The 12553-nt window shown below is 71.5% G+C and carries 12 protein-coding genes; 6 read left to right on the forward strand and 6 right to left on the reverse strand.

All coding sequences use genetic code 11. From position 1 onward, the window contains the following. Nucleotides 1-9: 9 nt before the first annotated feature. Nucleotides 10-1497, reverse strand: coding sequence for a DNA-3-methyladenine glycosylase 2 family protein (locus AB0C46_RS08890; RefSeq protein ID WP_362826867.1), 1488 nt, complete (start codon nucleotides 1495-1497; stop codon nucleotides 10-12). 351 nt (nucleotides 1498-1848) lie between these two features. Here AB0C46_RS08890 and AB0C46_RS08895 point away from each other — a divergent pair, with 351 nt between their 5' ends. The 4 genes from AB0C46_RS08895 (at nucleotide 1849) to AB0C46_RS08910 (ending at nucleotide 4826) form a co-directional block, all read left to right on the forward strand. Then, a complete protein-coding gene (locus tag AB0C46_RS08895; protein ID WP_362826868.1) occupies nucleotides 1849-2220 on the forward strand; it encodes a type VII secretion target in 372 nt (123 codons plus the stop codon). 73 nt (nucleotides 2221-2293) lie between these two features. Continuing rightward, entirely contained in the window at nucleotides 2294-3895 is a 1602-nt protein-coding gene (locus AB0C46_RS08900; protein ID WP_362826869.1) for a peptidoglycan-binding protein, read from the forward strand. A gap of 8 nt (nucleotides 3896-3903) precedes the next feature. Further along, nucleotides 3904-4395 (forward strand): protease inhibitor I42 family protein, encoded by a 492-nt coding sequence (locus tag AB0C46_RS08905; RefSeq protein ID WP_362826871.1) that lies wholly within the window; start codon nucleotides 3904-3906, stop codon nucleotides 4393-4395. Continuing rightward, complete coding sequence (locus AB0C46_RS08910; protein ID WP_362826872.1) at nucleotides 4392-4826, forward strand: hypothetical protein; 435 nt, start codon at nucleotides 4392-4394, stop codon at nucleotides 4824-4826. The genes AB0C46_RS08905 and AB0C46_RS08910 overlap by 4 nt, the downstream gene beginning before the upstream one ends. An 80-nt stretch (nucleotides 4827-4906) precedes the next feature. Here the strand turns inward: AB0C46_RS08910 and AB0C46_RS08915 are convergent, their stop codons facing one another. Together AB0C46_RS08915 and dapA are read right to left on the reverse strand one after the other, a co-directional pair. Further along, nucleotides 4907-5419, reverse strand: coding sequence for an O-acetyl-ADP-ribose deacetylase (locus tag AB0C46_RS08915; RefSeq protein WP_362826873.1), 513 nt, complete (start codon nucleotides 5417-5419; stop codon nucleotides 4907-4909). Between the two features lie 133 nt (nucleotides 5420-5552). After that, a complete protein-coding gene (gene dapA / locus AB0C46_RS08920) occupies nucleotides 5553-6467 on the reverse strand; it encodes a 4-hydroxy-tetrahydrodipicolinate synthase (protein ID WP_362826874.1) in 915 nt (304 codons plus the stop codon). Nucleotides 6468-6538: 71 nt separating this feature from the next. On the opposite strand from dapA, the gene AB0C46_RS08925 reads away from it, so the two are divergent. Next, a complete protein-coding gene (locus tag AB0C46_RS08925) occupies nucleotides 6539-7534 on the forward strand; it encodes a LysR substrate-binding domain-containing protein (protein WP_362826876.1) in 996 nt (331 codons plus the stop codon). A 66-nt stretch (nucleotides 7535-7600) separates the two neighbouring features. Further along, entirely contained in the window at nucleotides 7601-7831 is a 231-nt protein-coding gene (locus AB0C46_RS08930) for a hypothetical protein (protein WP_362826877.1), read from the forward strand. Nucleotides 7832-7889: 58 nt separating this feature from the next. Here AB0C46_RS08930 and AB0C46_RS08935 read toward each other — a convergent pair whose 3' ends face one another. From AB0C46_RS08935 to AB0C46_RS08945, 3 genes are all read right to left on the reverse strand, one after another. Then, entirely contained in the window at nucleotides 7890-9311 is a 1422-nt protein-coding gene (locus tag AB0C46_RS08935) for an NAD(P)/FAD-dependent oxidoreductase (protein ID WP_362826879.1), read from the reverse strand. A gap of 40 nt (nucleotides 9312-9351) precedes the next feature. Next, complete coding sequence (locus AB0C46_RS08940) at nucleotides 9352-10278, reverse strand: inositol monophosphatase family protein (RefSeq protein ID WP_362826881.1); 927 nt, start codon at nucleotides 10276-10278, stop codon at nucleotides 9352-9354. Nucleotides 10279-10426: 148 nt separating this feature from the next. Next, a complete protein-coding gene (locus AB0C46_RS08945) occupies nucleotides 10427-12292 on the reverse strand; it encodes a gamma-glutamyltransferase (RefSeq protein ID WP_362826883.1) in 1866 nt (621 codons plus the stop codon). Nucleotides 12293-12553 lie beyond the last annotated feature (261 nt).

Here is a 12553-nt window from a genome sequence, read left to right on the forward strand (position 1 = left end):
GCGGTGGGCTCAGTTCGTCGGAAGGTGATTGATCGGAAGGTGATTGATGGGATGGTCGTCGGTCGCCCAGAGGTACTGGACGGCGTAGGCGCGCCAGGGGCGCCAGAGCGCGGAGTGCCGGACGAGGGCCGCCGGGGTGTGCGGCAGACCGAGGCCGGCGGCCGCGCGGCGCAGACCGAGGTCGGTCGCGGTGAAGGCGTCCGGGTCGCCGAGCGCGCGCATGGCGATGCATTCGACGGTCCAGGGGCCGATGCCCGGCAGCGCCGCGAGCTGCGCCCGGGCGGCGTCCCGGTCACTGCCGATACCCAGTTGCAGCGCACCGGAGCCGAGGGCGGCGATGACGCCGATGAGGGTGGCCCGCCGGGTACGGGGCATCGCCAGCTGCTCCGGGTCCAGCCCGGCGAGCGCGGCGGCGGACGGGAAGAGATGGCTGAGGCCGCCGTCCGGGTCATCGACCGGTTCGCCGTGCGCACGGACCAGCCGTCCGGCGTGGGTGCGGGCCGCCGCGGTGGAGACCTGCTGGCCCAGGACGGCGCGGACCGCGAATTCCTCGGCGTCGACCGTACGCGGGACCCGTCGTCCCGGTGCCTTGTCGACGAGCGGCGCCAGCAGCGGGTCCTCGCGGAGCAGCCCGTCGACGGCTTCCGGGTCCGCGTCGAGGTCGAGCATCCGGCGGCAGCGGGCGATGGCGCCGGCCAGATCGCGCAGATCGGTGAGGGAGAGGCGGCAGTCGATGTGGTCGGGGCGGGGGGAGAGGGCGACGATGCCGTGCCCGTAGGGGAGGCTCAGGGTCCGGCGGTAGGCGCCGTCCCGCCACTCCTCGACTCCGGGGACCGCGGTGGCGGCGAGATGCCCGAAGAGGTTGTCGGGGTTCAGCGGCTGCCGGAAGGGCAGCCGCAGCGCGAGCGCTCCCGGCACCGCTGCCCTCGGGCCGGGCCGGGCGCGCTGCCGCAGCTCCGTCGGGGACAGTGCGAAGACTTCCCGCACCGTCTCGTTGAAGGTGCGGATGCTGGCGAAACCGGCGGCGAAGGCGACCTCGGCCATCGGCAGTGCGGTGGTCTCCACCAGAAGCCGGGCCGTCTGCGCACGCTGGGCGCGGGCCAGGGCGAGCGGCCCCGCCCCCAGCTCGGCCAGCAGCTGCCGCTCGATCTGCCGGGTGCTGTAGCCGAGCCGCGCCGCCAGTCCGGGGACGCCCTCGCGGTCGACGATGCCGTCGGCGATCAGCCGCATGGCGCGGGCGACGAGGTCGGCCCGCTCGTTCCACTCCGGGGACCCCGGGCTGGCGTCCGGGCGGCACCGCTTGCAGGCCCGGAAACCGGCCTGCTGGGCGGCGGCCGCGCTCGGGTAGAAGCGCATGTTCTCCGGCTTGGGAGGCACCACGGGGCAGCTGGGACGGCAGTAGATACGGGTCGTGAGCACGGCTGTGTAGAACCAGCCGTCGAAGCGGGCGTCCTTGGACTGCACGGCGCGCAGACAGCGCTCGGTGTCGGTGTGCATCACCCCAGGATTCCTCAGCCGAGGGCCTCCGGCTGGCGAGAATCCGACATCTACGTCGGGCGACCGGGGAGGGCGGCCTCCCCCGCAAGGTGGACCGGCCCCACTGTCTGAAGGGTTTCCCCAGGCTCATGCAGCCAGGACTGCCGCCCGAGGCCCCACGGCGGGTGGGAGCGCTGTGGCCGCCTGCGCCCTCGCCTGGACGGCGGCAATGACCCACCGCCCGGCCATCCGCCGCGCGGTTAAGATGACCTCCACTCAGACGTCACCTCGCGGCAGCATGTCAGGGGCATGCTGCCCCTTCGGCGTACCACGCCAGGTGCGGGCGTCACGGAACGAACACTCGGGGGATCCATGGCCGGCCATTCCGGATACCACGTCCAACAGGGCGGTATGGACGCCGAGGCGGACAAGCTCGACTCGGCGGGAGACGACACCGGTGACATCAAGTCCGCCATAGCCGACGCGGTCCGCTTCGACGACGACATGCTCGGCGGCTCCGATTCCGGCCCCGCCTACCGGTCGTTCTCCACCGCCTGGCAGGACGAAGCGAAGACCCTCGAAAGCGCGCTCCACGAACTCGCCGGCAAAGTCCGTGCCTCCCGGTCCAATTACGACCAGGCCGACCACGAAGTGATCACCCAGGTCAACTCGGCGGCAGGCGCCGGAGGCTCTCCGGTGTCGACGAGGCCTGCCCCCGCGACCGGCCCGTCCCCCTTCGGCTGAGGCGGGCCCGCGCTTTCTGCCCCACGACTTCTGCCCCACGACCGCATCGCACACAAAGGTCTTTCCACACTCGATGGCTGAGCAGGGATCCACCACGGAGCGTCGCGCCAAGCTGGAGGAGTGCTACAAGCGGCTCCTCGACTGCGACGACAAGAACGAGATGATCGCCGAGATCAATGCCGCCCTCGCCGTCCCGGCCCCGGTTGGCTCCCCCGGAACACTCGAACTGCTGGGCAAGCGCTACCGCACCCAGTCGAAGACCGCCGAAGAGGTCACCGTCAAGGTCGACCAGGTGGCCACGTCAGGCCTGCCGGAGGTCTGGATGGGGAAGTCCGGCGTGGCGGCGTCCGAGGTCGTCCAGGCCGCGGCCCGGGCGGCCCGGCAGATGTCCGAAGCCCTGCAAAAGGGGGGCAATGCGCTGCTGTCCCTGAGCGACGCGGTCGACGCCGCCCAGAAGCTGGACGAGACCGGCCGCGGCCAACTGCACGAGGCGCTGTCCATTCTCGGTTCCGAGGACGGTTTCTTCGACAACATGGTGGACACCGACGAGGAGGAGGACGCGATCTGGCGGGCCGGCACCGTGGCCTGCGCCGGTGTCGAGAAGATGCGCTCCGCGGCACGGTCCGCCGACGACGCGGGCCGCGCGGCCGCCCGTGACCTCAACAAGTTCGCATCCGAGGCGCGGGCCGGGAAGATGCACACGAGTGGCCTCTCCGCCGCCGACAAACTCGCCCTCGCGGACACTGCGGGCCCCAACGGCCCAGCGGAGATGAACGAGCTGCTCAGCGCGAACGACCTCGAACGCTCCGGCCAGTACATGGAGAAGATGAACGCCCGCGACCGCGCCGCGTTCGACAAGATGCTCGCCGACTCCAAGACGCCGCAGGAACGCGCCTACCTGGTCAAGGCGCTGGCCGCGGGGTACGACCTGAACGCCGTGTCGGAATTCCAGGGAAAGATCCATGGCAAGGACCCGGCCTGGCTCCAGCGCCACCTCACACCGGTGACCACCGCCGCGGACAGCATGGACAACGAGGGGCGCGCCAAGGACGGCAGGAACAACAACACCGACGACCAGGCCTTCAACGGCGAACGGTGGTCGCAGGACGGAAACACCTGCGTTCCGTCCTCCACCGTGAGCGCACGGGCCATGGTCGACCCCGTCTATGCCCTTGGACTCACCGGTGGCCCGTCCGGCCAGGAGGACGACCCCGAGGCGTTCCGCGACCGGTTGGGTGCCGAGCAGCAGCGGGTGCACGACGAGGGCGACGGGAACTACGACTATGACTTCCCGTTCTCCCGGCACCCCAACGGCATGGACAACGACGGCAAGACCACCGTGGTCGACAAGGAGATCAGCCCGCACACCGGAGCGGCGTACGACTTCCAGGAGACCAGGAGCGCCGATGCCCGGCGCGATGTGCTGCCGGACATCGAGAAATCCGTGGCCGAGGGCAAGCCGGTGCCGATCGGCGTCGAGGGGTACAACAAGGACGATGAGCGCTCCGGCCACGCGATGATGATCATCGGCCAGGAGGGCGACATGCTCCAGGTCTACAACCCCTGGGGCACCACCACCTGGGTCAGTGAGGACGACTTCGTCAACGGCCGCATGGACAAGGCCTCCGACAACCGCATGCCCGACGCCTACGCCGTCCACCTGCCCGCCGACTGAAGCGATCCATGATGCGTACTCAACTCCCGGACACCGTCCTTCGCCGGGCACTCACACCGGCACTCACCACGCTCACCGCCCTCGCCGCCCTCACCGGATGCGGTCTCCTCGGTCCCACCACATACGACACGGACGAGACCGCCATCGAGGCCGACTCCGGCGAGGAGTTCACGCTGTCCGTGCCCTCCAACGCCTCGCTCGGTGAACGCTGGTACGTGGCCGAGCCGAAGCCCGCCGCCCGTGTACTGCGCGCGGCGGGCGAGGATCAGGAGAACCCGGGGAGCGAGGCGGACGGGGCAGGCGGCGGCAGTCAGCTGTTCCGCTTCAAGGCCGTCGGCCGGGGAAGCACCACGATCCGGCTGATCCACTGCCCCGTGCACGCCTGCGTCGACAAGGGCGATGACTCGGCCACGGCTTCCCCGCCCCCGCCCGCCGGCTCCACGGCCGCACCGGCATCGAGCCGTCCGAGCTACCACACCTACACCGTCACCGTGAAGTGACCGATTCCGAGACAGGTATGCAGCCCTCACCTCCCCCAGGCAGGACCGACGACGAACTCGCCGCGCTGGATGTCACGGCGCTGCTGCGCTACGGCATCGGATTCGGTGGCCCGCACCGCACCGCACTCTTCGGGGACGGGGCGGTGGGCGCCGCCGTCGTCCTCGACCGGCAGGGCGTCCTTCCGCGCGCGGTGGCCTTCCTCGCCGAAGTCGTCCGCAGCGGCGGGACCACGTACGCCGCGGCGCTCCCCGAGCCGGTGCCCGGCGACGCCGCGGCACAACTGGTACGCGACTGGCTGCAGTCGGCGGCGTCCCTGGTGCGTACCGTGGAGGGCGACCAGGATGTCGCCCGGTGGCTGCAGTCCGTCTCCGCCCTCATGGCGCTCCGGCTCACGTACCGGACCAGGACCGCCGGACCCAGCAACGGCTGAGCCTGCGTTCCCGCAGGTCACCCCGTAGATCAGGGGATGGAGCAGGCGTCTTCGCCACGCTGGATGCGTTTCTGCCGCAGTCAGCCAATGAGCGCGGCGTACACCGCGAACGCCTGCTCGTCGAAGAGGACGAAGCGCACCTCTTCGACAGCCGTGTCCGCGTCGCGCACCGTCTCGACGGCGATGCGAGCGGCGTCCTCCATCGGCCACCTGTAGACGCCGGTGGAGATGGCCGGGAACGCGGCGGTCCGCGCGCCCAGTTCGTCAGCGACCCGGAGGGACTCCCGGTAGCAGGAGGCGAGCAGGGCGGAGCGGTCCTCGGTCGCGGAGTGGACCGGGCCGACGGTGTGAATGACCCAGCGGGCCGGCAGCCGGCCGGCGGTGGTGGCGACGGCCTGGCCGGTGGGCAGGCCGCGGCCGTACTGTGCGGCGCGCAGATCGCGGCATGCGTCGAGGATCTCCGGGCCGCCGCGCCGGTGGATCGCGCCGTCCACTCCCCCGCCGCCGAGGAGTGATGAGTTGGCGGCGTTGACCACGGCGTCCACGGCTTGTTCGGTGATGTCGCCCTGGATGAGGGTGAGGGAGGTGCTCATGGTGGCTGAGACTAGTAGCACCACCGGAACGCAGCCGCGCATCCACGTCAGGCCGCGGAGGTTCTCTCCGCGCAGGCGGAGGTGAACCGTGACCACCGATACCCCTCCCACCAGCAGCGGCTGGAGTGACCAGTCAGGCTGGGGAGGCCTGGCGTGCACGACTGCTGGCCAGGAGCGCCGCTCGGCGGACCGTACTGGTGGAGGCGGCCAGCAACGGCATCCGGACGGCCGGGCTGGGAATGCGTTCCTGAGCGTGCAGTACTCCCTTGATCACTGTCGGGTTCGGTTCGGCGAAGAGGGCAGCTGACAACCGGGCCAGCTCGGCTCCGAGCCTGCGGGCGGGTGCAGCGGAGCCGAGACGCCACAACGAGATCAGTTCGGCGTAGTCGGCGGTGCGGACATTGGCCGAGGCGACAATTCCGCCGTGGGCGCCCGCCGCGACGAGCGGTGATATGACGACGTCGTCGCCGCCGAGCACGGCGAAGCCGGGCGGGGCGCAGCCGAGCAACTCCACCGTGGTCGCGTCGATCGCGCCGGTTGCGTGCTTGATCCCGACGATCCCTGGCAGGCGGCCGAGTGCGGCGATCGTGGCGGCGCTGAGAGTCTGTCCGGTGCGGTAGGGGATGTCGTACACGATCAGTGGTATGCCCCCGTGTTCGGCCAGCGCGGTGAAATGCGCGAGTGTCCCCGCTTCACCGGGCCGGATGTAGGGCGGCGCGGGAACCAGCGCCGCGGCTACGTCACCGGTGGCCGCCAGCTCGCGCAGCGACTCGATGGCGGTGGCAGTGTCGTTGGTGCCGACCCCGACGATCAGCGGGACGCCGTGTCCCCGGCAGGCGGCCGAGCAGATTCGCACCACAGTCTGCTTCTCCTCCGCGGTCAACGTGGCAGATTCCGCGGTGGTGCCGAGGGCGACGAGTCCGGAGGCGCCGTCCGACAGCGCCTCGTCGGCGAGTCGGGCCAGCGCATCGGGGGCCAGGCGCAGGTCGTTGGTGAACGGAGTCACCAAGGGCACGTACAGGCCGTTGAAGAGGGGGTTGGGCTTCATGGTCCCACCCTGGCTCACACTGACCCGGTAGATCCATTTCTGATTTCTACCTTTATGCCTAAGGTGAACTTATGCTTGATGTTCGTCGTCTCCACCTGCTTCGCGAGCTGGACCGGCGGGGCACGATCGCGGCCGTGGCCGAGGCGCTGACCTTCACCGCATCCGCCGTCTCCCAGCAGCTGGGGGTGCTGGAACGCGAGGCAGGCGTGGCCTTGCTGGAACGCAGCGGCAGGCGTGTGATCCTCACGCCCGCAGGCCGGTCCCTCGTCGCACACGCCGACGCCGTGCTGCAACGCCTTGAGCTGGCGGTCGCCGAGCTGGCCAGCGCGCGGGAGGGCATCGGCGGACCGCTGCGTATCGGGACCTTCCCCTCCGGTGGCCACACCATCGTGCCCGCCGCGCTGGCAGAGCTGACTCAACGGCATCCCGCGCTGGAACCGATGGTGCAAGAGATCGACTCTGCGCGCGTCTCCGACGGCCTGCGAGCCGGCGAACTCGACGTGGCCCTTGTCCATGACTACGACTTCGTACCCGCGTCACCGGACACCACGGTGGACGAGGTACCCGTGCTGGACGAGGCGGTGTACCTCGTCACCAATACTGCGGCCCATACCACCAGCCGCAGCGGCACGCTGGCAGAGCTGCTCGGACCCTATGCCGAGGTCCCGTGGATAACCGCGCGGGACGGTACGACCGGTCACGCGATGGCTGTGCGCGCCTGCCAGGCGGCCGGGTTCCAGCCGAGAATTCGCCACCAGGTCAACGATTTCCGCACAGTGCTGGCCCTGGCCGCTACCGGACAAGGGGCCGGATTTGTACCGGAAATGGCAACTGCGCACAGCCGCGCAGGTGTGGTGCTGACCAAGTTGCCGTTGTTCCGTCGATCGAAGGTCGCCTTCCGCGCGGGCGGCGGTACTCACCCGGCGATCGCCGCTTTTGTGGCTGCGGCAAGAGCGGCGGTGAGCTCCATGATCGGTTCAGGACTGGATGACACCACCGCAGTGCGCCACGCGGACTCCGCACAGACTGTGCTGGAGCAGGGCGCCGAGGCCGGCCCAGCGAGTTGAGGGCGAACCCGCGGGTCCATTCCTCAGAATCAGGTCGTCGCACCCGCGGCCCGGGGAGGCCGTAGCGTGTTCATCCGAGCCCACAACGCCGATCAGCTCCTCTTCGAGGAGCAGTGGCTCGGCGAGATCGAGGGCATCGACCTGACCCTGACCTTCCTGCGGACCAAACAAGCCGAGGTCATCCGCTCACCACGACGCACCGCCGTTGACCTCGGACTTCCACGGCCTCGCACCGAGCGAGACAGGGCCTGCCATGTGGATCCAGCCGCTCTGCCACCTAGACCCCGTGCCGCGTAGTAAGGAACCACACCATGGCCACCCCGCACGCTTTCCCCCTGGAGCCCACCCCGATCGGTCAGCGGCGGTTGGCGCGCAGTCGGCGCCAGACCGCCTTGGCGGCGTAGTGGCCGGACATGCCGTGGACGCCGGGGCCGGGCGGGGTGGCCTGGGAGCAGAGGAAGACGGCGGGGTGCGCGGTTTCGTAGGGGACGCGGGCGAGCTTGGGGCGGATGAGCAGGCGCAGGCCGGCCGCGGAACCGGTGTTGGTGTCGCCGCCGACGTAATTGGCGTTGCGGGCGGCGATCTGGGGCGGGCCGGCGACCGCGCGGGCCAGCACGAGGTCGCGGAAGCCGGGGGCGAAGCGCTCGATCTGCCGCTCGACGACGTCGGTAGCGTCGCCCTCCCAGCCGTTGGGGACATGACCGTACGCCCAGAAGGTGTGCTTGCCCTCGGGGGCGCGGGTGGGGTCGATCAGGCTGGGCTGGGCGGTGATCAGGAAGGGGACGGAGGGGTCCTGGCCGTGGGTGGCGGCGTTGAGTGCGGCACCGATCTCGCCGCTGGTGGGGCCGATGTGGACAGTGCCGGCGCGGTGGGCCTCCTTGGCCGTCCACGGTGCCGGGGCCGACAGCGCGTAGTCGATTTTGAAGACGCTGGGGCCGTACTTCACCTCGCGGTAGGCGTTGCCCAGACCGGCGATCCGGGCGAGCGCGGTCGGTGAGGTGTCGAAGACATACGCGCGGGCCGGCGGCAGATCGTCCAGGCGCTTGACCTCGAAGTCGGTGTGCACCACTCCGCCGTGGGCGGACAGCAGCCCGGCGAGCGCGTCGGAGATGGCCTGGGAGCCGCCGCGCGGCACCGGCCAGCCCTTGTGGTGGGCGGCGAGCGCGAACATCAGGGCCATACCGGAGGTCCCGAAGCCGCTGAGCGGGGCATTGGCGTGCGCCCCGAGTCCGGCCAGCAGTCCGCGGGCCTTCGCGTCCTGGAAGCGGCGGTTGAGGAGGCTGACCGGCTGCATCCCGACCAGGCCGAAGCGGGCGTAGGTCACCGGGTCCTGCGGCAGGCCCAGCCACTGGGTGCGCAGGAAGTCGTGGGCCATGGTGTCCCACTTGCCGACGAAGGGCGCCATGAGCCTGCGGTAGGTGCCGGCGTCGCGCGGTCCGAAGGACATGGCGGTCTCACCGACGGAGTGGGCGAGCACGGCGGCCGTGCCGTCCGGGAACGGGTGCGCCATCGGGAGGTCGGGGTGCAGCCATTCGAGGCCGTGGCGGTCCAGCGGCATGGCGGAGAAGGCGGGTGAGCCGACGCCGGTGGGGTGCACCGCCGAGCAGGGATCGTGGCGGAAGCCGGGAAGGGTCAGCTCCTCCGTGCGGGCGCCGCCGCCAATCGTGTCCCGGGCCTCGAAGACCTCCACGGACATGCCGCGGCGGGCCAGTTCGACGGCCGCCGTCAGGCCGTTGGGTCCCGCCCCGATCACCACGGCATCGAGCATCCTCGGCACCTGCGCCACTCCCCTCAAGTCCGGCCCTCGTCCTTGAGGGTCAGTTGGCGGCTGCCAGCAGTCCGAGGATACGCCGCGCCGTTTCGGCGTCCCGCGCTGCGGTGAAGGGCAGCGCATTGCCGCCTTCGATACGGAACGGCTGACCGGCGACCGTGCCGCTCGCGCCGCCCGCCTCATGGACCAGCAGCAGCCCGGCCGCGTGGTCCCAGGAGTTCTCCCAGCTGAAGGCAATGGCGTCGATCTCGCCGCGGGCTATGTGCAGATACTCCAGGCCCGCCGAACCACAGGGGCGGGGGGCGATACCGCCGGTCTCCAGGGTGGCGAGCACCCGCTTCTGCTCGTCGTCGGTGAAGTCGTAGTGGGACGTGGCGACATCGAGGACCGCACCGGAGGACGGGCTGCCGGCCTGCAGCGGTATGCCGTTCAGCTGTGCGCCGGCGCCGCGGCGGGCGATGGCCATCAGGCCGAGTGCGGGGGCGTACGTCCAGGAGGCCAGCACCTCGCCGCGGTGGGCGAGCGCGACGAGCGTGCAGAAGCCCGGGTCGCCGTGCACGAACTGGCGGGTGCCGTCGACCGGGTCGACGATCCAGACGGGGTCGTCACCGTGCAGTGCGTCCAGCACCCGCGGGTCGGCGTGCACCGCCTCCTCGCCGACCACCCGGGAGCCGGGCAGCAGGGCCGTGAGGGAGGCGGTCAGATGCTCCTCGGCGAGCCGGTCGGCGACCGTGACGAGGTCGTGCGGCCCGTTCTTCTCGACGATGTCCTCGGCGGCGAGCTGCCGGAAGCGGGGCATGATCTCGTCGGCCGCGGCACGGCGGACGGCGGCCTCGACGGCGGCCAGATCCAGCGCCGACAGGTCGAGCGACGGCTCCTCCGGGGCGGTGGCCGGGCGCGCGGCGGACGGGGTGGTGGCAATCGGGGTAATCGCGGTCTCTCCCGAATCTTGGGTACGAAGTGCTTCGATCATGTGTCCATCGAAACACGAGCCACTGACACGACGGCTGGACTCCAGGTGAATTCCGGATGCCGCGGCGGGCACGGCCGGGCGCCGGGCCGCCCGGGGCGCACCGGAGGCGCACCCAGGCGCGCGCCCGGGCACGGCCCGGCGGAGCGCCTCAGCGCCCGACCGCGTACCCCTGCATCCCCCGCGGATTCGCCGCCGCGGACAGCACCCCGGACTCCGGGTCCCGCGCCACCGCACACAGCCGCCCCTCGGACCAGGCGTCACCCACCGTGACGCGGTGACCACGCCGGCGCAGCCCGTCGATGGTCCGCTGCCCGATCCGGGACTCCACGGTCACGCTCCCCGGCCGCATCCCGCGCGGGAAGAAGGACCCGGGGAAGGAGTCGTTGTGCCAGTTCGGGGCGTCGACGGCGCCTTGCAGGTCGAGACCGCCGCGGACCGCCCCGCGCAGTGCCACGGCCAGGAAGAAGTGCACCTGCCACTGGTCCTGCTGATCGCCGCCCGGCGTCCCGAAGGCCATCACCGGGACGCCGTCGCGCAGCGCGAGGGACGGGGTGAGGGTGGTGCGGGGGCGGCGCCCCGGGGTGAGCGAGTTGGGCAGGCCCTCCTCCAGCCAGGCCATCTGCAGCCGGGTGCCGAGCGGGAAGCCGAGCGCCGGGACGACGGGGTTGGACTGCAGCCAGCCGCCGGACGGGGTGGCGGAGACCAGGTTGCCCCAGCGGTCGACGACATCGATATGGCAGGTGTCGCCGCGGGTGGCACCGTTCCGGTCGATCTCGGGCGCCACATCCACCCGTACGCCGCCGGACCCGGCCGTCCCCGGCACCCCCTGCGCGACGGTCGGCTCGCCCGCTCCGCGCCAGGAGACGCTCCGCGCCGCAAAGCCGTCCACGCCCGCCGCTGCCGCCACCGCGTGCTTGCTCAGCCGCGGGGTGCGGCCGTCCGGACTGCCGGGGCGCAGCTCGTACGAGGCGCGCTCGCCGATGAGGGCCCGGCGTTCGGCGTTGTATCCGTCGCTCAGCAGGGTGTCGAGCGGCACGTCGGCGGCGTCGCCGTACCAGGCCTCGCGGTCGGCCATCGCCAGCTTGCAGCCCTCGATGAGCAGATGGACGTACTCGGGGCTGCCGTACGCGGGCAACTCCGGTGGCAGCAGGGCCAGTTGCTGGAGGAAGGCCGGGCCCTGGGACCAGCCGCCCGCCTTGGCGACGGTCCAGCCGTTCCAGTCGTGGGTGACGGGCGCCTCGTAGGTGGCGGAGAAGGCGGCCAGATCGTCGCCGGTGAGGGTGCCCGCGTGGCGTTCGCCGGTGGTGTCCATGGCGGGGCGGGCCGCGAAGGCGGCGAGGGTCTCGCCGATGAAGCCCTCGCGCCAGATGCGGCGGGCGGCCTCGATCTGCGCCTCGCGGCCGGCCGCGGCGGCCTCCGCCTCGGCGGTCAGCCGGCGCCACGTGGCGGCCAGCGGACGGTTCCTGAGCAGCCCTCCGGGGGCGACGGGCCGGCCGTCGGGAAGGTAGATCTCGGCGGAGGAGATCCACTCCGTCTCGAAGAGTTCGCGGACCGTCTCGACGGTCTCACCGATCCGCTCCACGGCGGGGTGACCGTGCTCGGCGTAGCCGATGGCGTACCGCAGCACCTCGGCGAGGGACTTGCTGCCGTGGTCGCGCAGCAGCAGCATCCAGGCGTCGAAGGCGCCGGGGACCGCGGCGGCGAGCGGACCGGTGCCGGGCACCAGGTCGAGGCCGAGTGAGGTGTAGTGCGCCACGCTCGCTCCGGCCGGTGCCGGGCCCTGGCCGCACAGCACCCGCACGGGCCCGTCCGCTGGGGCCAGGATGATCGGCACCTCACCCGCCGGTCCGTTCAGATGCGGCTCCACGACATGCAGCACGAACCCGGCGGCCACCGCTGCGTCGTAGGCGTTTCCGCCGTCCTCCAGGACGGCCATCGCGGACTGGGACGCCAGCCAGTGCGTGGTGGAGGCCATGCCGAAAGTGCCTTGGAGGGTCGGGCGGGTGGTGAACACGGTGGCTCCTCCGGGGTGCAGTGGAAACGTGATGCGGTGGAAACGCGGTGCGGTGGAATCGCGGTGCGGTGGAAACGCGGTGCAGTGGGAACGCGGTGCAGTGGAATCGTGGTGCGGTGGGTCGGGGCGGCCGCTCCCGTTCGGCCGGGCGCCCTTCGCGATCCTACGTACGGTCCGCGGGGGCAGCGGAGGCACTGCGGGTAGCCGATGGCGCCCGGCGCCGACCGGACGGAGACGCCCCCGGACCACGGGCCATAGGCT

This window comes from Streptomyces sp. NPDC048637 (genome assembly GCF_040650675.1).
Lineage (GTDB): Bacteria > Actinomycetota > Actinomycetes > Streptomycetales > Streptomycetaceae > Streptomyces.